The sequence below is a fragment of the Kiloniella spongiae genome (assembly GCF_001026905.1).
In the GTDB taxonomy this organism is placed as follows: Bacteria; Pseudomonadota; Alphaproteobacteria; order Kiloniellales; family Kiloniellaceae; genus Kiloniella; species Kiloniella spongiae.
Genome location: NZ_LAQL01000013.1, coordinates 98852 through 120278, shown reverse-complemented (window position 1 = coordinate 120278; position 21427 = coordinate 98852). Strand labels below are relative to the sequence as shown.

The following is a 21427-nucleotide window of genomic DNA, read 5'->3' as shown; positions in this document are numbered from 1 at the left end:
ACCGCCCCCAATCAATCAACCATAGAGCTGTGTCTGAAGTTGCATTGATCATTGTAAATATAGTTAAATTCAGGTCCTGCATTTACACACCAAAACGTTTCTTTATCTTCAATTAAACCTGCCGCAAAAGTACCGTTAAGACTTTGAGTTGCATCAATTTTATAACCCTTTGCTTTAAAGCAAAGAACCTGTGTCATGTTCACAAAGCTCTTAACGTAATAGATATAGAGCGCATTCCTTACAGAAACCTGACGATTTATTTATATTCAGTTGTTATGCCCAGAAATATAGAAACAGACACTTTCCCTTGTTGAACTCGCCGTATTGCACGATAAGCTGACACATCCATTTTTTTGAAAATAGCGATTTGCTTATGCCAACTCTTTCTCTCTTTAATATTGCCGCTATCACCATCACGCTCGCAGCCTGTTTCGGATACATTAATCACCGCTGGCTTCGAATGCCGATTTCTATCGGATTGGTCATTATTGCCCTGATCGCTTCACTCATCGTGATGCTGGTTGATGTTATCTTGCCAGAGTTGGGTATTCAAAACGCTGTGAGACTTTCTCTCGCACAAATTGACTTCCATGAAACCCTGATGAAAGGCATGTTGTCTTTCCTTCTCTTTGCTGGCGCACTCCACGTCGACATAGAGGATCTGTTACATCGCAAATATGCCATTACACTTATGGCAACTTTTGGCGTCCTGATATCCACCTTTCTGATCGGCTTTTCGATGTTTTATCTAACAGGCCTGATCAATCTTGAAATTCCACTAATTTATTGCTTGATTTTTGGTAGCCTTATCGCCCCGACCGACCCTGTTGCCGTTCTTGGTATTCTTAAAACAGTAAAAGTTCCCAGATCGCTCAAAGCCAAGATTGCCGGGGAAAGTTTATTCAATGACGGCGTCGGAGTTGTCGTCTTTACAATTCTGGTTGCCATTGCTACTCAGTCCCCGTCAGATGATGCCATTGGTGCCTATGAAATAACACGCCTCTTTTTACTGGAAGCAGGCGGCGGTGCCGTTCTGGGACTTGCCACCGGGTATATTGCCTATCTGGCCCTAAAAAGTATCGATGAATACACCATAGAAGTCCTGATCACGCTCGCATTGGTGATGATGAGCTATAGTCTGGCGTACGCCCTGCACTTTTCCGGGCCCATTGCCGTTGTCATTGCCGGGCTTCTTATTGGCAACAGAGGCATGCGCTTTGCCATGTCAGACAGTACACGAGACCACGTGCACAAATTCTGGACCTTACTTGATGAAATTCTCAATGCGGCCCTCTTCCTGATCATAGGGTTTGAGATCTTGGCAATTACAGAAACAGCAACAAATCTCGTGGCCACCTTGCTTATGATCCCCGTTGTTCTTCTTGCGCGCTTTATTGCCGTCGGCCTTCCCATCAGCCTATTAAGCCTCAAAGCCAAATACACGCCCGGAGCCATTGCCGTACTCACGTGGGGAGGTCTTCGTGGTGGCATTTCTGTTGCATTGGTGCTTTCACTTCCCAATATTCCAGAAAAAGAGAGCTTACTTGCCATTACCTATGGCGTTGTTATTTTCTCGATTGTCATTCAGGGCTTAACAGTCAAGAAAGTCGTCGAACGTTTTGTAAAATAAACAGACCCAGAACATAAACAAAGTTGCGTATAAAAAAGGCAGTGATGAAAACCTTCACTGCCTTTATACCTATTACAGAAAGCCAAACGACCTTACATAGATCCGGTCATACCCATTTCCCAGAAACCCGCTTCCAGTCTGGTTGCTGTTGCAAAGGTATTGCACAGATCTTTCCAACGGCCTGAATTCTGATAGTCTTCGCCTAGTCGGGACATTGCCACCCGTTCCAGCTGACCATACGCACCTGCGGCAGCTTGCTGATAATCGCTAGAGGCATACATTTCGATCCAAGGGCGATAGGGGTTATTTTCCATATCTGCCATATGTTCTTCGGCCAAACGGGATCCAATCTCGGCATAGCCCATGACGCAGGGGGCCAAAGCAACCAGCAAATCCAGAATATCGCCGGAAAGTCCGCGCTCCATCACATAACGTGTGTAAGCAAGGTTCGCCGATGCTTCTTTCTCTGCTTCGAGGATATCCTTTGCAATTCCCCACTCGGCACAATAGTTGATATGCAACTGCATCTCATCATTTAGCAATGCGTTCATCGTCGCCGCAGCCTGACGCATATCCTCCAGATTATCGCTCTTGAAAACGGCCAGCGCATAAGCACGGCCAAAGTTAATCAAGAAAAGATAATCCTGAATGAGATAATGCTTAAAAGCCTCTTTTGGTAAAGTACCTTCGCCCATCCCCTGAACAAAGGGGTGATAGACATATGATGTCCAGTCATCAGGGCACTGTGCTTTTAGATCTTCATAGAAAGACATGATTAGACGGTTTCAGTTGTTAGGTTTCAAACAAGAAAAAAGCGGCTTGAGGACCAAACCGCCAGATATGTACCGTTACTCAAAGTGAGTCTGGAAGCTTAACCTTAAGACCGTCCAGTTCTTCGGTGATAATCAACTGACATCCCAAACGCGATGTCTCTGTCAGATTAAAGGCAAGATCAAGCATATCTTCCTCATCTTCAGATACTTCTTCCAGCTTGCCATACCAACTGGGATCAATAACCACATGACATGTTGCGCAAGCCAACGACCCTTCGCAAGCACCTTCGATATCAATATCATTACGTTGAGCAATCTCAAGGACGGAAAGACCTAGTGGTGCATCCACTTCTTTTTCAGTTCCGTCATTTTCGACAAAAGTCATTTTTGGCATCTGCCAATTCTCCTAACATACCCTCAACCAGCCATTATCTGCCTGATCGGCCATCATTCGATTGTGGCAATTCCTGAATATTTCAGCCTATATACGCTGCTTGTGGATAAAATGTGAAGCAGTTTTCACCTAGCTTTTATAATTTATTGCATTTTGACACTGTTATTGCCCTGAAGACTCTAAAGTTATGCCAGAAAAAAACTATGAAAAAGGCGGAAATTATTTCATTCCGCCTTTTTCATACCCCAAGCCATAACAGCCCCTAATCAAATGTTAGCACCAAAGAGTTAAGGAAAATTATCCCTTACCTTTCCAGGGAACGAGTACTTTTTCAGCCATTCTCATCAAAATGTCTATGCCAAACCCAATGATCCCTATCAATATAATCCCCATGATTACAATATCAGTTTGCTGAAACTTAGAAGCCGCAATAATCATCTTACCAGCTCCTTTTTCCGCGGCCACCAATTCCGCAGCCACAACGGTTCCCCAGCACACCCCCATTGCTACTCGAGCACCGGTGAATATTTCGGGAAGAGAATTGGGTATAATCACATGGAGCAATATCTGTAATTTTGATGCGCCAAGAGAGTATGCAGCATGTACTTTTGAAATATTCACACCAGACACGCCTGCACGAGCAGATATTGTCATGATCCACAGAGCAGCCAGAAAAAGCAGGCTAATCTTGCCTTGTTCCCAAATACCGAACCATATAATCACCAACGGAATCAATGCCAAAGGAGGAATAGGCCGCATGAACTCTACGATAGGATCAAACCATCCTCGAAACCAGTTATTTAACCCCATTGCATAACCAAGTGGGATCCCCACAAGACTTCCCAACGCAAAACCAACAATTACTCGAAAAAGCGACCAGCCAATATTTTCTGAAAGCGCAACGCCTTGATATCCATCTTGGATAATTTCAAAAAGACGCGTAACAATAGCTTCTGGTGCAGGCAACCAGATTGGTTCCATTTGCCAGCCCTTATAGGGCACAAAAGACAAACTGCCTTTTGCCGTCATGTTCACCACACCATCCTCAACACCAACAGATTGCAAAGGTGCGATTGGATGGCCATTAATCGCAGTGACACGATATCCCTCTTCCTTGCCACCTTCATCATTTTTTTGCACACGAATAAGTCCGCTACGCCAAGCAGCAACTTTTAGAGCATCATCCCTTGCGAAACCATTCTGACTTTCATCGGAAGTTTCAGGTATTCCGGCATCCTCGCCAACCCGACTGACACGAATGAAAACTTTCGCATCACTTGTCTGATTCTGAGCATTTGTTGCGGTATATAAAAAAGACGTATCACCAATAAAAGGGCCTGGCACATGAATCGGAGATATCTGTGATCCAGTAAAAGCACCCCAGATAACGAATATTGAAATGATCGAAATTACAGAGGCCGATCGGTTAGGCGTAACTGCACTTTCATCCCCAAACGTGACCGTTTTACGTGCATTAAACCCCAAATTGGACACCGACTTGCCTACAATAAAATGATACGCAATATAGGCTAGAACAAATATAGCTACATAAATCATCAAAACGATCATGATTTTATTCCTTTCTGCCCATAATTTCTTCTTCCATTTCCCAGATCATGGATAGAATCTCTTCGCGCTTTTTCCCATAATCAGGGTGTTTTTTCACATCCCGGAGATCAGTATTCACCCCCATTTCAGCAAAAGGTAATTTATATTCTTTATGAATTCGGCCAGGCCTGGGAGCCATAACCAATAATCGTTGCCCCAAAAGAAGGGCCTCTTCTACAGAGTGGGTAATAAGTATTACGGTTTTACCCGTGTTCTTCCAAATTTTGAGGATCAGGCTTTGCATTTTTTCCCGCGTTAACGCATCAAGAGCGCCAAGCGGTTCATCCATCAAAATAACATCAGGATCATTCGCCAAGCACCTGGCCAAGGCAACACGCTGTTGCATTCCCCCCGACAATTCATAGATAGCCTTATCTCCAAACTCATGAAGGCCAACTATTTCCAATAACTCATCAACTCGGCTTCTGATTTCTTTTGCAGGAACTCCTTTCATGGCCGGACCAAAGCCAACATTCTTACGAACAGACATCCATTCAAAAAGGGCTCCTCGCTGGAAAACCATTCCACGTTCAGGGTCAGGCCCTGTTACCTCGTGACTATTCAAAACAATTTTCCCTGCCGTTGGGGCGAGGAATCCAGCAATAATGTTCAAAAGAGTAGTTTTTCCACAACCCGACGGGCCAAGAACAGAAAGAAGTTCCCCCGCTGAAAGCCCCAAAGAAACATCTTTTAATGCTTCAATAGAATTTCCCCCCGGCAAACTAAAGGTCATTGACACATTATCAATACGTAGTGACGATTGATCCATGCTCACCAAAGCATCCTCCATACAAAACTCAAAAAGCACCAACACAGAAAAAACGCCCGTATTCAGACACAAATCCTATAAAATACGGGCGTCGTGCAATGTTATTTACATTTTGGATGCAGCTTCTAGATAACTTGCATCAACAGTTCCATCGTAACTAATCAGTGCTTTTGGAATAGTGCCTTGCTCAACAAAAAAATCTCCAACCTCTTTAAGGAATTTTTGTGTCCCACCTCCAAGCCATTTATCACTCAACTGCTGTTCAACAGTTGGAAAAACAAATCCATCCAGTGTATCTTTTGCTACCTCAACGTCCATACCCGCAGCCTTGGCTATAACTGGCAGCATTTCATTTGCTTTCCCCCCGGCATACTTCGCGTTCATATCAGCAGTAACCTTGAGAAACTTTGACAATAGTTCAGCATTTTCCTGCGCCCATGCGGTGGAGACAGTCGTTGCATCAAAAACCTGAATTCCAAGTTCTTCCTTTTCACGTCCCGTCATCAGCACATTACCGTGTTCTTTCATTCGACGAAGTGCCCCGCCCCAACCGCAGACCATATCAAGATTGCCCGAGGCAAATGCCGCCGCACCATCTGTAGGTGCCATATCAACGATTTTCATCGTTGAGGTATCGACCCCGAAATGATCCATCTGTTTGAGGAAACCATAATGTGCTGCAGTTCCAAGAGGAACCCCGACTTGCTTACCCTCAAGCTCTTTTACATTATCTTTTGTAATTTCATGACTTTCCCGAACGACACAGTTGTCATTTTCGGAATATGAAACGGCAACATCAACTATTTGCAAATCTTGTCCAGCAGATACAGCAACAACAAATGGAGGTATACCTTGCGAAAATGAGATATGAACATCACCAGAGGCCATTGCGGCAGACATCGCAGTTCCTGAATCAAAAGATACCCACTTGATGTCGACACCCAATTCCTCTGAATATATTTTCTTTGCCTGTGCAAACTGATTCGGTGTCGGCCATTCTAGAAAATAAGCAACAGTTAAATCCTCAGCACGTACATCCGAAGCTACACCGGAAACCGTCGCCAACGTACCAACCGACAACATTGTCAAAGCAGTAACTGAGCTTATTTTTTTGAAAAACTTCATTGATTTTACTCCCTGTTTTAAGATTTTGCATCTTCTATTTAATCGTAAAATTGTTATCTTCAGCGTTTTTCACAGCCATATTGGCGGGGAGATAAGGCCTGACTGTCAAGTAAAGGAAGGAATATTTAGATAACTTAAAACATTTCTTTATCTATTCTAAATATTTTATTTTTCCCATAATAACGAAATCATAACACGCAAACACGTGGTATTATTGAATTAATTCTCTTCCATGAAGGAAATATCAGGCAGATTTCCTTACAACACAAAAATCTCTGATTGAAAGATTTAAAGATATGTCAACCAGAAATTATCCCGAACTTACCTTACGCGGTTTACGCGCATTCGTTGCCGTAGAAGAAACAGGATCGGTGAGTGACGGCGCAAAAAGGATCGGAGGAAGTTCGTCAGGTGTATCACAACAAATCACGGCTCTTGAAGAAGCTGTTGGAGCTAAATTATTTGATCGACATTCAAGACCGTTAAAATTAACTCCCGCAGGTCAGATGTTACAGGCCCATGCTTTGAAAATACTTAAAGCAGTAGCAAATGCCCAGGCAGAACTTTCAGAACATAACCTCACAGACCTACCCAAACTAACACTTGCTATCATCGATGATTTAGATACTTCGCTCACCCCTGCCCTGGTTACGGGCTTGCAAACACGATTTAAAGACTGTTTTGTAAATGCTTATTCCGGTAGATCTGATCATATAATAGAACTCTTGCAACAACGAGTTGCGGATATATGTGTTTCAGCCAACATTCCAGAAGATATTGCTGGCTTTCACTCAATACCTTTGGTGCGTGAACCATTTATTCTTGTTACAGCAAAAAATCTTATCACTAATAAACAACATATCCTTGAAGAGCTAGAACAAGCACCTTTCATCCATTACTCGGAAGCCATTCCCATGGGGCGTACAATTACGCAACATCTGAAAAGGGTGCGCTTTAATGTTCCACAAAAATTTGCTCTAGAGGCCTCACGTTCAGTCATCGCACTTGTTGCCCAAACAAACGGTTGGGCCATTACGACACCGCTTAACTTATTGGACGCAGAACGTTTCATTTCTGAAGTTGATGTTTTTGCAGTCCCATTTCCTGCATTTTCCCGGCAACTGTATATGATTTCACGAGCTTTGGAATTGGGAAATTTACCCAACCATCTGTCTGAAGAATGTCGCCATATTATTGAAAACCAGGTTATCCCAAGGTTTGCAAATATCGTCCCACATATGAGTGATGTCATTAAAATCATCAAAAGCTAACTAGTTTATCCTAATTTTTGAATTCACTTTTCAGAAATCCTGAACATCACGAATCAAGCTGGAAATATTCCCCTTCAATGTGTGAAATGACAAGCAGGTCATTGGTATTTTTAAAAATCTTGCTTCAAGAGCAATGAATAAACGCAGAGGATCTGGTCATGGAACACATAAAACGCCCCAAAGACAAAAATGACGCTGAGGATAAAATAATACAGTCAACCGTTGAATCAATGCTATCAGATATTCGCATCAGAAATGAAGTTGCAGTAACAGAATATGCGCAATCTCTTGATGGCTGGGAGGGCAACTTCGCTTTAAGTGAAGAGAAAAAACAACGCCTGATAGCAACAGTAACGGAACAGGAAAAGGCCGATATTAATTTTGCTTATACGCAAATTAAACGATTTGCAGAAGCGCAGAAAGAAAGCCTTAAGGAATTTGACATGGAGACAGAGCCCGGGGTTCATCTTGGCCAACGGATAGTCCCTGTTAATTCAGCTGGTTGCTATGTACCCGGAGGACGTTATGCACATGCTGCATCCGCTTTAATGAGTATAACCACTGCAAAAGTTGCAGGCGTACCTTTTATTGTTGCAGCGTCCCCCCCCAGAGGCGATGCAATTGCACCACAAGTTGCCTATGCAATGGATCTCGCCGGGGCAGATTTAATTCTTGAAATGGGTGGTGTTCAGGCTATCGCATCTATGGCCTTTGGGCTTTTTGGTGCAAAACCTGCTGACATGCTGGTCGGGCCAGGAAATGCCTACGTTGCAGAAGCTAAACGCTTGCTATTTGGGGAAGTTGGCATTGATGTGTTTGCCGGGCCGACAGAAAGTGCCGTTATTGCAGATGAAACAGCAGATCCTATGACCGTTGCGATAGATTTGGCAGGGCAAGCCGAGCATGGTACGAACTCCCCCGTTTGGCTATTTACAACATCAAAAGACCTGGGCAATGCTGTTAATCGTATATTACCACAGATTGCACGTGACTTTCCCAGCGGGGACGTAATTGCCAAAGCGTGGGCGAACCATGGCGAAATTATTTATTGTGAGACTCGTGAAGAAATTTGCACTGTTTCAGACCGTTACGCCAGTGAACACTTACAGGTCATTGCGAAAGATCTCGACTGGTGGAAAACACATCTGAAAAACTATGGCTCTCTGTTCCTTGGTGAAGGGGCAAACGTCACACATGGTGACAAATGTTCAGGCACTAATCACATACTACCGACAAAAGGTGCCGCCCGCTATAGTGGTGGACTTAATGTACTGAAATTTTTAAAAATTTTAACTTGGCAAAAAATCAATGAAGAAGCCAACTTGACCTTTAGTGCCATCGCATCACGAATTAGCAGAATGGAGGGTATGGATGCTCATGCAAGGGCTTGTGACTGGAGATTACAAAAATATCACCCTGAAATGACCTGGGATTTCGAAGTTTCTAATCAACAACGGTATGATTAAAGTTATGAGCAAAGTTTTCACAAAACCTTTCACACAACAAGAACCTGTCCCCTCCGCAGCTATTTCCCGGATTACAGAAATTTTGGCAACCGGCAGATTACATAGATATAATACAATCAAAGGGGAAATATCAGACGCCAGCATGCTAGAAAAAGAATTTGCTGAATGGCAAGGAACACAATATTGCCTTGCAACAACATCCGGCGGACAGGCAATGCAAATTTCCTTGCGAGCTGCAGGGGTAAAGCCAGGCACAAAAGTGTTGGCAAATGCTTACACACTAGCCCCAGTACCAGGTGCAATTCACGCTACAGGCGGCATCCCTGTCTTTGTTGATATAGATGATAACTGGCATACAGATATTAATGATTTGGAAGAAAAAGCCAAAGATAGTGGCGCACAGTACTTTATGCTTTCCCATATGCGCGGACATATTGCCAATATGGAACGTATTGTCGCTGTCTGTAAAAAGTATAGCATTACGTTAATAGAAGATTGCGCCCACACGATGGGGGCAAAATGGAAGGGTAAACGGTCCGGTAACTTCGGTGATATCGCCTGTTTTTCCACACAAACCTATAAGCATCTCAATTCAGGTGAAGGCGGATTTATAACAACCGACAATCCTGAGTTCGCAGCAAGAGCCATTGTCAATTCAGGATCTTACATGCTTTACGGAAGCCATGGGGCTATCCCTTCGGAAAATATTTTCAAAAAGGTACGACTGGAGAGTCCAAACTGTTCAGCGCGGCTTGATAACATTCGGGCTGCAATTTTAAGAGCACAACTTCCTTTACTGGAAGAAAATATCCTTCGTTGGCAATCACTTTATGAAGCTCTTGAAGAGGGTTTCAGAGCCATACCAGGGCTAAAAGTGGTAAAACGTGAACCTTGTGAACAGTTCGTCGGGTCTTCAATCCAGTTTCAAGCATCAGGCATAAGAGAAGACAATATCCCACTTCTTGTAAAACGCTGTGAAAATCGCGGGGTACAGTTAAAATGGTTTGGAAACCCGGAACCAACAGCATTCACATCCAAATATGATACCTGGCAATATTTGGGCGAGATAGCTGATCTTCCAAATACAGATCGTGTTTTGTCAAAAACATGCGATATGCGAGTACCTCTGACTTTTTCAAAAGAGGACTGCTTTGATATTATCGAGATTATAGCTGACGAGGTTCATAAATTGACAAATAAATACAGTTAAATTCTCATTTTCTTTACCGTAGAAGCCAAAATCTCAACCGCCTCATCCACCTCTTCTTTTGTTGTATAGCGGCCAAAACCGATGCGTAACGAAGCAAGAGCCTGATCATCGCTGTGTCCCAATGCCTTCAGAACATAGGATGGATCCAGATCTGCGGATGTGCAGGCTGATCCCATAGACAACGCCAGTTTAGGTGCCGCTTTCATAAGATCTGCACCGGAAACACCTTCGAAGGTAACATTAAGATTACCCGGAATTCGTTGATCTTCATCGCCATTAAAGCGCAGACCATCAATCTTCGATTCAAGGGCAGCTCTAAACCGCGCACTCAAAGAAGACAGGCGGTCATATTCTGTAAACAAAGCTTCGTTTGCATATTGAGCCGCAGCCCCCAGTCCGACACAAAGTGGTGTTGCAAGCGTCCCGGATCGAAATCCGCGCTCCTGACCACCACCATCCATCAAAGGTTCTAACCGCACGCGAGGACGCCTGCGCACATAAAGTGCGCCAATGCCTTTAGGTCCATAAATTTTATGTCCCGAGATGCTCATTAGATCAATTTGCATCCGGTTCACATCCAGCGGAATTTTACCAATCGCCTGTGCTGCGTCGCTATGGAACTTAGCACCAACCTCTTCACAAATTTCGCCAATACGAGTGAGATTTTGAATAACGCCGATCTCGTTATTTACCGCCATCAATGAAACAAGGGCTGTTTTTTCGGAAACGATTTCTTCCAATTGGCCCAGATCAATCAAGCCGCCACCATCAACAGGTAAGCGAACAATATCAAAACCTTCGCGTTCCAGACGAGTAACAGATTCCAGAACACATTTATGCTCTGTGACTGCCGTCACAACCTGATCGCGGGGTGCTCCTTTGGGATTATTCCGAATAAAACGCGCCGTGCCCTTAATGGCTAGATTATTTGATTCTGTCGCACCTGACGTAAAGACAATTTCCCGCGGATCAGCCCCAATCGCATCAGCAATCTGCTCACGGGCCTTGTCCACAACTTCTTCCGCTTCCCAGCCATAAGCATGATCGACAGAATGTGGATTACCAAAGCTCTCGGTAAAATAAGGCATCATATCCTTCACAACCCTAGGATCTGTGGGGGTTGTAGCCTGATAATCAAGATAGATTGGCTTTTCTGATCGGTTGGCTTTTAATTCTGACATTGGACTCTGATTATTAATTTCGGGCTATTCGTCTTTGCCATCAATAACTAAGGCAGGATAACGATATTGATCTTGTTACCTTGGATGCTCTCCTTTGCGTTTGAAAAGAGCTATCCAGGCATCTGCAAATTGGTCCAGATCAGTGTCCGCACTAGCCCAGCCAGTCGAAATACGGATCGCTTCACCAGCCGTTTTTTCATCGGCCCCCATTGCCTGCAGCACGTGGGACGTTTGTACCTTACCCGAAGAACAAGCTGACCCGGATGAAACAGCGTACCCTTCCAGATCCAGTACCATTAACTGTGTATCAGATGGAACACCCGGCATTGTGATGGTTGTTGTATTAGGCACCCGATCAACCTCAACACCAAAAACACGCGCCCCGGGGGCAGCAGCAAGCATCTTTTGCTCCATTTCATTCCGAAGATATGCTTTTTCTTGAATTTCTGCCAAACCTTCAAGGGACAATTTAGCTGCGACGCCAAATCCGGCGATACCCGGTACATTTTCGGTTCCACCCCGACGACGACGCTCCTGCCCGCCACCAAGTTGCTGGGATTTAATCTCTAGCCCTTTACCAAGAATAAGTGCACCAACACCCTGAGGACCGCCCATCTTATGCGAGGAAATCGTTGTAAAATCGATACCCAATTCTTCACAATTGATAGCTGTCTTCCCCGCTGCCTGAACAGCATCACAATGAACCAATGCCCCCTTTGCATGTGCAAGAAAAACGATCTCTTTCACTGGCTGCAAGACACCTGTTTCGTTGTTGGCCATCATAACAGAGACCAGCGTATTTTCCGGATCGATAGTCAACAGTTCTTCGAGCGCATTCAGATCAATCCGTCCCTGCTGATCCACGGGAATTCTGATAGCATCTGCATGGGCCTGCAAAACTGAATCATGTTCAATCGCGGAAATTAAAACACGGGATCTTTCTGCCCCACGTATAGCCAGATTATTGGCTTCCGTTCCGCCTGAAGTAAAAACGATTCTTGCAGGTCTCGTTCCCATTAACGACGCAACTTCGGCACGGGCGTCTTCAACCAATCGACGCGCGGCGCGGCCATAGGCGTGAATTGACGATGGATTGCCCGTTTGTTTCATCGCCGCCGTAACAGCATCAATGGCTTCGGGTCGAACCGGTGCAGTTGCGTTATAATCCAGATAAATTGTACGGCTCATAAAGGGGTGTCTCTTAAATTAGGTAAATCGGCTTAAACAGGTAAACTCGTTAAAATAAGTAAACTGGACTTAGGTTAGGGAATTTAGCCTTATAATAACTAAAGAGCATCGAATATTCTGATCCTTGTTTAAGCTATTATTATAAAGGCGCGCGCTAAATCATCCTAATGCATCACTCCAGCCGAGAGTTAGCACGAGCCCTGACTATTGGGCGGCGACGCCATCACTAGATTCAGGCGACATAAACATGTCAGATCCCGGATCAACGCGACGTTCAATCACATCTGCTATCGATACGCCGTGAAGGTAACGATAAATATGATTAGACAGGCCTTGCCACAAATCGTGGGTAATACATCTGCTCTTATCGCTACGGCAACCATCTGGTGACATAGGATTACAAGCCGTTGCCTTTATCGGTTCTTCGACAGCTTTGAAAATCTCGGCAATATCGGTATCTTTTGCCTCTTTGGCCATGCGATAGCCCCCACCGGGACCGCGAATGGACATTACCAGCTTCTCGCGCCGAAGCTTCGCAAAGAGCTGCTCAAGATAAGAAAGCGAGATTTCTTGCCGGTCCGCAATCTCTGCAAGGGACACAGGGCGCTCATTGGCATAAAGAGCCAGATCAACCATTGCCATCACGGCATAACGACCTTTAGTGCTCAGTTTCACGGCCTTACTCTCCTAACTTTATGAATGGTTTGGTTGCACAACACGACGATCCAAAACACGGCGATCCAGAACACGACGATATCGTCTCATAAGCGATGCTACCATTCTCTTTACGAAGGAGTTTTCTCTCCGACGTCATCATTCTTGTCATTCTCAATCGACTTTGTCAGCAGATTTTTTTGATAATCGTCCTGACCTTCCAGCGCGTTTAGCCGACTACGCAGAGACTGGACTTCATTCAACAGGCCTTCCAACGTCTTTGCCACAGGATCAGGTAAATCACCAGTAGGTGTTCCGTAGGCTATAAAGGGTTGATTCTCCACAACTGTTAATGCAGGCGCAGATTGCTCAGCACCTGAATTTACAACCTTGCCCGGAATGCCAACAACAGTCGTGCACTTTGGAACATCTTTGGTCACCACAGCATTGGCACCGATACGAGCACACTTGGATACCGTAATAGGACCCAAAACCTGTGCACCCGACCCAACAATCACACCGCATTCCAATGTAGGATGTCTTTTTGTCCCGCGTTGACTGTCAGAATCGACACTAGGGGCAACACCCCCCAAAGTCACGCCATGATAAAGCGTCACATTGTCGCCAATGATCGAGGTTTCTCCAATAACCACGCCCATGCCATGATCAATAAAGAAGCCCTTGCCGATTGTTGCGCCGGGATGAATTTCTATCCCTGTCACAACCCGCCCAATGTGAGACAAGCTGCGCGCTAGCAAGCGCCAATTAACGCGCCAGAGCTTGTTCGACAGACGATGGAGAGTAACGGCCTGAAAGCCGGGATAACACAATATCACTTCCAAACGTGATCGCGCAGCGGGATCACGGGACATGGTTGCATCAATTTCGGCCTTAATTCTGTCGAACATAGGGTCGTTTCCTTGTGAACCTTTTTACTTTAATTGAAAAAGGTATTTGGCTCAGAGCAAGCACTGGCTTATATACAATGCATTGAAAACACATTACACATTGTCTGCGATATAATTATCAAGATCGTCAGGGTCAAGTGTAACTATCGTGTTTGGACCGCCCATCTTGGTTTATGAACTTATGTTTTGGTCAGTCTAAACAGATGCACGGCTGAAATAAAGCCTCGAAATTCGACGAAGGGGAACTGTGACTGCATGCCTGATATTATTTTGAACGGTCCGGAAGGACGTCTCGAAGGACGCTATTTTCACAATCCAACACCAAACGCGCCTATTGCCTTGATGCTTCATCCGCATCCACAGCACGGTGGCACGATGAACAACAAAATCGTCTATACGATGTTCAATTCTTTCAAGGCACAGGGCTTTTCTGTTCTGCGCTTTAACTTTCGTGGCGTTGGCCGTTCACAGGGAACTTTCGACGAAGGCGAAGGCGAACTGTCTGATGCAGCATCCGCACTGGATTGGCTACAGTCTGTTAATGCCAATTCAAGCCAATGCTGGGTATCGGGTTTCTCTTTTGGTGCCTGGATCAGTATGCAACTTTTGATGCGCCGTCCGGAAATTGATGGCTTTATCTCTATTGCACCACCGGCAAACATGTTTGATTTCAGTTTCCTCGCCCCTTGTCCGTCATCAGGTTTGATTGTTCAGGGTGAACGCGATGATGTTGTTCCGGAATCTGCCACGGCCAAACTGGTTGATAAGCTAAACGCTCAGAAAGGTATCGCGATAGATTACCGCGTTGAGCCAACCGCCGGGCACTATTTCGAAAACGAAATGGAAATCATCGACAGCCATATTCAAGACTATGTCAGCCAGCGCTTGGTTGCCCCAGTTGAAGAATAAGGGCTGAAGAATAAATGTTGAAGCGTTCGCGCTAGATATATTCTTCTTCAAGAAGATATGAAAAGGCCGCCGAAAGGTTTATTCTTTCGGCGGCCTTTTTTGATGATGCTCAAAAAAAGATGTTACTTATCCTTCAGTGATACAGTCCTTTAAAATTTTGACCGTTTCGTCAAATTCTTCTTCAAGAAGAGCGCCGAACGAGAAGCGGAAAAGCTCCCCCATAGGTCCATCATCTCCTCTACGAGCCATATCGCAAAGTGTGCCGGGCAATATCGCCGCATTGTGTTTAAATAAACGGGTATTAAGTTCAGATGCCTTCAGGCCATTTGGAAGACGCCCCCAATGATAAAAACCACCCGGCCCCGTATAAAGGGTTACCCCCATTTCTTCTAATGCAGTTTGATAGCGCTTTCGTTGAGCATTAAAATAATTTCCAACAGCCTTTCTTGATTGATCTACCCTATCAAGGCCCAGCATTTTGGAGACATAAATCTGTGATGCTCTTGAAACACCTCCCAATGCTAATGACGAATAATTTCTAAAAATTTCAATATTTTTTTCAGAAGCAATAACCCAACCAGTTCTCATTCCCGGAACCTGAAGTCCTTTGGTTGCCGCGCCAACTATAAACAAGTTTGTTTCGTTCAAATCTTTAACATGTTCAATAGCACTGACGGGCTTAGGATCATGAAAAAACTCATAAGCCTCATCGATAATTCCGCCATGATCATCGCCCGAGCAAAATTCGACAAGTTCTTTTAATTCATCCTCGATCCAGGTTACGCCCGTAGGATTACAAGGATTACTTTTTATAACAAATTTAGAGGCATCGCTTTCAGATGAAGCTCTCTTGTAATCTGTTATTGTAGGGCGAAAGCCGTTTGCTTCATTACTCGGGATCAACTTCGTCTGGCATTCAAGAAGTTTCAGCACATCGAAATAAGGCGTATACTCGGTTTCTTCAATCAAGACCTCATTATTTTTATTCAAGAAAGATAATATCGCAAAGATCGCGGGGCGTCCGCCTGGGAAAATTGCAATATTATCAGTCGTAATTTTTGCACCATAATAGTGGTTATAATAATCACGAATCACACCGAGTAATTCAGGTGCTCCTGTTGCTGGCGGATATTTCATATCAGCAGAGGAAAAACTCACATTATCTGGTAAAGCAGGTGCACCAGGCAAACGTGATGTTAATGGAAATCCTTGCGCCCATGGATGTGTTCCATTCGTACCAAGGTAAGAATTCGTTGTATCCAGAAAACTGAACAGAATTTCGTATATTCCCATTGGCGGAAATTGTTTTAAAACAGATGCTTGTGCAGACATTTAGGCGTACTCCATGATGACATTGTAATTATTTTTGATAACCAGGTGTTCAAATCCGAGACGCAGAAAATTATCGCTTGAAAAAATCAGAACAAAATTGATCCTCATACGGATTATTGAGGCATTCTGATTTTTAAAAGCTTCTTTATGAAATTTTCGCAAAGTGCGCCAGAAACATGCTGGCCGATAACCGAGAGGATTAAGATGCTACATTCTTAACTGCTTGCCCGTTTTCTTTGTGCCATGCTGTGACATCAAAGGCCACGTTCTCTCCAAAGCTGTGGATATGTGTTTTCTCAGGTAAATTTTGTAAGGTATAAATATTTGAAGGCTCTTCCAATTTACAAACATTTACTTGCGTCTCTAACCACTTGTCAGCGGAAAATAGAGTGCTTTGACGTTGCACAATATTCCATATGAAATAATGGTGGGGTATCACAATTTTTGGGGCTAGCTTTTCAATGATTTGATCAACCATTGGATTGCCCAATACATGCTGGGAATCATCTACAGGTAAGAGTAAAATATCAACGCGCCCTATTTTCTTCCATAAATCGTTGGGTAAGTTATGACGATTATCCCCCCAATGTAGTATCCGCAAACCTTCCACTTCGATCAGAAGCATACAGTTATCCCAACTGCGTGCATTATTCGGGGGAAGAATATTATTCCCCCCAAAATAGTGATTTAGTTGATGGAAATCATAAGGGGCATAGGTCGCATCTACTGCGTGTTTATCTGCGATACCCGTGATCTTCAAATCACCAAATTCATATGAGCCAATCAAACGATCCAATAGAATGCTCGCATCCAATCTATGCAAAGCATCATGATCAAAATGTGCATGCGTTGAAACGCCGATATCAACTTCCGTCATTGGAAAGTCATGATAGAACCAATCACACGTTCCTGTCGGTAGATTGCGCCAAGGATCGATCATCAAAGAAATTCCCATCGGGGTTCTTATTCTGAACGCTGACCCACCAAAATATGAAATTTCAACATCCCCTTTACCCGGGGTGTCTTCAGATTTCTGAAGCTCAATCATTTTATTATGATTAGATTTAGAGCGCCAACTCGATAATCCTGTATTTATTGTCAATTTTATTACTCCAATAAATCACCACTCAACCCCCAAAGAGGTCTAGTGGTATTTTATGAGATTTTCTCTCAAGCCAAGTGACAGGCAACTCGATTATCATCCAATTCACGTAGGGCCGGACGTTCCGACTTACATTTTGCCGTAGCTATCGGGCAACGGGGATGAAAGGCACAACCTGAGGGAGGATCAATTGGATCAGGAATTTCCCCTTGCGGGGGATCAACTTCCCGACCAAACCCATCGATTTTAGGCGCCGATGAAATCAACATCTGTGTATAAGGATGCTTGGGCGCATCAAAAAGTTGATCAGGTGTTCCTTCTTCAACAAGTCTGCCTAAATACAAAACACCAATCCGGTCAGATATGTGCCTTACAACAGTCAGATCATGACTAATAAATAAGTAGGTCAACCCCAGTTCTGATTTTAAATCATCCATTAAATTCAGAACCTGTGCCTGAACAGAAACATCAAGAGCCGAGGTTGGTTCATCGCAAACAATAAGCTTTGGCGCAGACGCCAATGCCCGCGCAATACATATCCGCTGCCGCTGTCCGCCTGAAAATTCATGAGGAAATTTCGTCGCATCTTCAGCAGCTAATCCAACTTGTTCAAGCAACTTTTCTGCTAAACCTTCGGTATCACCATTACTTGCGACAACAGGCTCAAGAATAATATCCCGGACTCTCCACCGAGGATTCATTGATGCATAAGGGTCTTGAAATATCATTTGGATATCAGTTCGGGACTGTTTGATAATTTCAATATCGGTTTCAGAGGCCAGATCAACCCCGTTGATTTCTACATTCCCTTCTGTTGGCTGCAATAAACCAACAACCATCTTACCAATCGTAGATTTTCCGGAACCACTTTCGCCGACCAGAGAATAAACAGCGTTTTCTTCTACATCGAAATCAACATCTGACGTTGCTGTCAAATGAGCTTTTGGTAATCTTTCAATGACCCGATTAAGCCATGGTTTTGAAACATCGAATACTTTGGAAAGATTTTTAACTGAGACTAATGTGCTCATCCTGTACACTCCGTCTTTAATGAATACCAACAGGCGGCATACCCTTCACCCGCGGTTAAGTCTGGTGGTGGATCTTGAACACATTTATCCGTTGCTCTATTACATCGCGGACTAAAGGCACATCCTTTTGGCAAGCGAGCTAATCGAGGCATTGATCCAGGAATTTGCCTTAACTTTTCCAGCCCTATTGCCGCCGCAGGTGTTGAGCCCATTAACCCGTCTGTATATGGGTGTTTCGGATTGGTTAAAACGTCACGCACAGGACCAATCTCGGCTAAACGCCCGGCATACATAACAGCCACGCGATTGGCAGTTTCTGCGACAACCCCCATATCATGCGTAATTAACATCACGGCGGTACCGCGTTCACGACAAAGCCGTTTAAGCAAAGCAATGATTTGAGCCTGAACACTAACATCAAGTGCCGTGGTTGGTTCATCGGCAATAATCAAAGAAGGTTCAGCACACAAGGCCAAGGCAATGACAACTCGCTGCCTCATACCACCTGAAAACTCGTGAGGATAGCTGTTAACACGCTTGGCCGCGGCAGGAATTCCTACTTCTTCCAAAGCAGAAATAGCCCGTCGTTCAGCTTCCTTTTTACTTAACTTAAGATGCTCCATGATTGTTTCAACTAACTGGTCACCAATCCGGATCAAGGGATTAAGAGAAGTCAGAGGATCTTGAAATACCACTCCAATTTCTTTGCCACGTAAACGTCGCATTTTTTCACGAGACAAATTGTCTATACGTCGCCCTTTCAGCCAGATTTCACCATCAGCGACACTAAATGGCTTGCTCAACAAACCAATAACAGCATTACCCGCCATCGATTTTCCAGCGCCACTTTCTCCGACAACACCCAAAATTTCGCCGGGTGCAATATCATAACTCACACAATCAACAGCTTTTAAAATTGCATGACGCGTTTTAATCTCAACAACGAGATTACGAATAGATAAAATAGGTTCAGTCATTAGCGTAACTTCGGATTTAAAGCGTCGCGCAGCCAGTCACCCAGCATATTTACGCTTAACGCAAGAGTTAGAAGTGTGAGAGCTGGGAAAAGTAATATCCACCACTCACCGGAAAACAAGAAACCCTGTCCAATACGAATAAGTGTTCCCAATGACGGTTGTGTTGGTGGGGCACCCACACCCAAAAAGCTCAACGTAGCTTCGGCAATAATTGCCAGGGCCAGTGATATCGTCGCAATAACCAATACTGGTGATAGAACATTAGGCAAGATGTGTCGGATCATAATAACCCATCTAACCCGGCCAATTAATCGAGCCGCCTGAACATACTCTCTATTTTTTTCAACCAGAGTTGCACCACGAACCACACGAGCAAACTGTACCCATTCCCCAAGACCAATCGCGAGAATAAGAACCCAAATTGCCATCTGGTCACGATGCTCGACGGGAATTACACCTTTGACAATTCCAAAAATGAGCATCGCCACAAGAATGGAAGGAAATGTCAACTGTACATCAGCTATTCGCATGATAATCGTTTCAGTCCACCCCCCCACATAACCGGCAATCAAACCGAGGGTGATTCCAAGTATCATTGCAAACGCAACGGCAAAGACACCCACAAAAAGTGAAATCCGCATTCCGTATAGAATGGTAGAAAAAACATCTCTGCCCTGATCATCTGACCCCAACAGGAATACATCACCTGTATAGGTATTCGGCGTCATGGGTTGTGAAAAACCATTTATCAGGTTCAGGGTTGAAGGATCGAAGGGATCATGAGGGGCTATTACCGGTGCAAAAATCACCGCAAGAACCAGTACAAAAACCAAAGCAAAAGAAACTACTGCTACTGGCGAATTGCGAAAATTCCAAGCCAGATCTGAATGCCAGGCATCAATTATCTTATTCATTAGTGGGCTCCTACTCCGTTAGCTCGCAACCGCGGATCAATAATGAAATAAAGCAAATCAACAACAAGGTTGATGCCAACGAAAAGGACTGAAATTAACATGAGATAAGCTGCCATCACCGGAATATCGACAAACTGTACCGCATTGATAAAAAGCAACCCGACACCAGGCCATTGGAAAACTGTCTCAGTGATAATTGCGAACGCAATAATGCTTCCAAGCTGCAAACCAATCACTGTTGTCACCGGTACCATTGTGTTGACCAGAGCATGCTTAAAATTAACGGCACTCTCTCGCAAACCACGCGCACGAGCGAAACGAACATAATCAGTTCGCAATACTTCCATCATTTCTGAACGAACTAACCTCATAATTAAGGTCATTTGATACAACCCAAGTGTTATACTTGGCAGTATAAGGGCCTTTAAGCCACTTGAGGTTAAGAACCCTGTTGACCAGCTACCAACAGTTACTGTTTCCCCTCGCCCATAAGATGGCAACCATCCCAATTCTACTGAAAAAACATAAATCAATAAAATACCAATGAGAAAGGTAGGTAAGGACACACCAATAAGAGATGTCGTCATAATGAGATTGCTCACCCAGCCATTTCGCTTTATCGCTGTATAAACACCAAGGCCAAGACCAAACAGCATCGCGAGAGTTCCTGAAACGGCCGCCAACTCCAACGTTGAAGGCGCACGTTCAATCAGGATTTCGGCGACGGGGCGGCCTTGTCGGTAACTTACTCCAAAATCACCCTGTACCGCAGCTTTCAAAAACTTCCAGTATTGAAAAACAAAAGGCTGATCCAGTCCTAATTTTGAACGTAATCGCTCGACGTCTTCTTGCGTACGTTCTTGCCCCAGCATGTTTTCAATTGGATCACCCACAAACCGGAACATTGCAAATGCGACCAAGCCAACGACAAGAAGTACTATTACCGACTGGAATACGCGACGAATTATATATGCTAACATTGTTT

21 protein-coding genes are annotated in these 21427 nt (G+C 44.3%); 5 read left to right on the top strand and 16 right to left on the bottom strand.

Features of this window, described 5'->3' with window-relative positions; all coding sequences use genetic code 11:
• Positions 1–11: 11 nt before the first annotated feature.
• A complete protein-coding gene (locus tag WH96_RS17150; protein ID WP_047765440.1) occupies positions 12–197 on the bottom strand; it encodes a hypothetical protein in 186 nt (61 codons plus the stop codon).
• Positions 198–373: 176 nt separating this feature from the next.
• On the opposite strand from WH96_RS17150, the gene WH96_RS17145 reads away from it, so the two are divergent.
• Positions 374–1630, top strand: a complete 1257-nt coding sequence (locus WH96_RS17145) for a cation:proton antiporter (RefSeq protein WP_047765439.1) — start codon at positions 374–376, stop codon at positions 1628–1630.
• Between the two features lie 92 nt (positions 1631–1722).
• On the opposite strand, the gene tenA is transcribed toward WH96_RS17145, so the two are convergent.
• The 5 genes from tenA to WH96_RS17120 all read right to left on the bottom strand — a co-directional run bounded on the left by tenA (position 1723) and on the right by WH96_RS17120 (position 6299).
• Positions 1723–2403 carry a thiaminase II gene (gene tenA, locus WH96_RS17140; protein WP_047765438.1) on the bottom strand — a complete coding sequence of 227 codons (681 nt, stop codon included), beginning with the start codon at positions 2401–2403 and terminating at the stop codon, positions 1723–1725.
• A 79-nt stretch (positions 2404–2482) separates the two neighbouring features.
• The gene (locus WH96_RS17135; protein ID WP_047765437.1) at positions 2483–2797 is read right to left on the bottom strand and encodes a ferredoxin family 2Fe-2S iron-sulfur cluster binding protein; all 315 of its coding nucleotides are present in this window, start codon (positions 2795–2797) and stop codon (positions 2483–2485) included.
• Between the two features lie 297 nt (positions 2798–3094).
• On the bottom strand, positions 3095–4366 hold the full coding sequence (locus WH96_RS17130) for an ABC transporter permease (RefSeq protein ID WP_047765436.1): 1272 nt from the start codon (positions 4364–4366) through the stop codon (positions 3095–3097).
• A gap of 4 nt (positions 4367–4370) precedes the next feature.
• Positions 4371–5174 (bottom strand): ABC transporter ATP-binding protein, encoded by an 804-nt coding sequence (locus WH96_RS17125; protein ID WP_047765467.1) that lies wholly within the window; start codon positions 5172–5174, stop codon positions 4371–4373.
• Positions 5175–5279: 105 nt separating this feature from the next.
• The gene (locus WH96_RS17120) at positions 5280–6299 is read right to left on the bottom strand and encodes a taurine ABC transporter substrate-binding protein (RefSeq protein ID WP_082130550.1); all 1020 of its coding nucleotides are present in this window, start codon (positions 6297–6299) and stop codon (positions 5280–5282) included.
• Between the two features lie 296 nt (positions 6300–6595).
• Here WH96_RS17120 and WH96_RS17115 point away from each other — a divergent pair, with 296 nt between their 5' ends.
• From WH96_RS17115 to WH96_RS17105, 3 genes are all read left to right on the top strand, one after another.
• Entirely contained in the window at positions 6596–7570 is a 975-nt protein-coding gene (locus tag WH96_RS17115; protein WP_047765435.1) for a LysR family transcriptional regulator, read from the top strand.
• A 158-nt stretch (positions 7571–7728) separates the two neighbouring features.
• Positions 7729–9036, top strand: coding sequence for a histidinol dehydrogenase (hisD, locus tag WH96_RS17110; protein ID WP_047765434.1), 1308 nt, complete (start codon positions 7729–7731; stop codon positions 9034–9036).
• A 4-nt stretch (positions 9037–9040) separates the two neighbouring features.
• On the top strand, positions 9041–10246 hold the full coding sequence (locus WH96_RS17105) for a DegT/DnrJ/EryC1/StrS family aminotransferase (protein WP_047765465.1): 1206 nt from the start codon (positions 9041–9043) through the stop codon (positions 10244–10246).
• Here the strand turns inward: WH96_RS17105 and WH96_RS17100 are convergent.
• From WH96_RS17100 to cysE, 4 genes are all read right to left on the bottom strand, one after another.
• Entirely contained in the window at positions 10243–11427 is a 1185-nt protein-coding gene (locus tag WH96_RS17100) for an aminotransferase class V-fold PLP-dependent enzyme (RefSeq protein WP_047765433.1), read from the bottom strand. The genes WH96_RS17105 and WH96_RS17100 overlap by 4 nt on opposite strands.
• A gap of 75 nt (positions 11428–11502) precedes the next feature.
• The gene (locus tag WH96_RS17095; protein WP_047765432.1) at positions 11503–12615 is read right to left on the bottom strand and encodes a cysteine desulfurase family protein; all 1113 of its coding nucleotides are present in this window, start codon (positions 12613–12615) and stop codon (positions 11503–11505) included.
• A gap of 204 nt (positions 12616–12819) precedes the next feature.
• Entirely contained in the window at positions 12820–13290 is a 471-nt protein-coding gene (locus WH96_RS17090) for an Rrf2 family transcriptional regulator (RefSeq protein WP_047765431.1), read from the bottom strand.
• A 110-nt stretch (positions 13291–13400) separates the two neighbouring features.
• Complete coding sequence (gene cysE, locus WH96_RS17085) at positions 13401–14177, bottom strand: serine O-acetyltransferase (protein WP_047765430.1); 777 nt, start codon at positions 14175–14177, stop codon at positions 13401–13403.
• Positions 14178–14432: 255 nt separating this feature from the next.
• Here cysE and WH96_RS17080 point away from each other — a divergent pair, with 255 nt between their 5' ends.
• Complete coding sequence (locus WH96_RS17080) at positions 14433–15086, top strand: alpha/beta hydrolase (protein WP_047765429.1); 654 nt, start codon at positions 14433–14435, stop codon at positions 15084–15086.
• Positions 15087–15212: 126 nt separating this feature from the next.
• Here WH96_RS17080 and WH96_RS17075 read toward each other — a convergent pair whose 3' ends face one another.
• From WH96_RS17075 to WH96_RS17050, 6 genes are all read right to left on the bottom strand, one after another.
• Positions 15213–16418, bottom strand: coding sequence for a pyridoxal phosphate-dependent aminotransferase (locus WH96_RS17075; RefSeq protein ID WP_047765428.1), 1206 nt, complete (start codon positions 16416–16418; stop codon positions 15213–15215).
• 199 nt (positions 16419–16617) lie between these two features.
• Positions 16618–17520, bottom strand: coding sequence for an MBL fold metallo-hydrolase (locus WH96_RS17070; RefSeq protein ID WP_047765427.1), 903 nt, complete (start codon positions 17518–17520; stop codon positions 16618–16620).
• A 68-nt stretch (positions 17521–17588) separates the two neighbouring features.
• Positions 17589–18551 (bottom strand): ABC transporter ATP-binding protein, encoded by a 963-nt coding sequence (locus WH96_RS17065; protein WP_047765426.1) that lies wholly within the window; start codon positions 18549–18551, stop codon positions 17589–17591.
• On the bottom strand, positions 18548–19528 hold the full coding sequence (locus tag WH96_RS17060; RefSeq protein ID WP_047765425.1) for an ABC transporter ATP-binding protein: 981 nt from the start codon (positions 19526–19528) through the stop codon (positions 18548–18550). The genes WH96_RS17065 and WH96_RS17060 overlap by 4 nt, the downstream gene beginning before the upstream one ends.
• The gene (locus tag WH96_RS17055; RefSeq protein WP_047765424.1) at positions 19528–20442 is read right to left on the bottom strand and encodes an ABC transporter permease; all 915 of its coding nucleotides are present in this window, start codon (positions 20440–20442) and stop codon (positions 19528–19530) included. The genes WH96_RS17060 and WH96_RS17055 overlap by 1 nt, the downstream gene beginning before the upstream one ends.
• Positions 20442–21422 carry an ABC transporter permease gene (locus WH96_RS17050; protein WP_047765423.1) on the bottom strand — a complete coding sequence of 327 codons (981 nt, stop codon included), beginning with the start codon at positions 21420–21422 and terminating at the stop codon, positions 20442–20444. The genes WH96_RS17055 and WH96_RS17050 overlap by 1 nt, the downstream gene beginning before the upstream one ends.
• Positions 21423–21427: the final 5 nt, after the last annotated feature.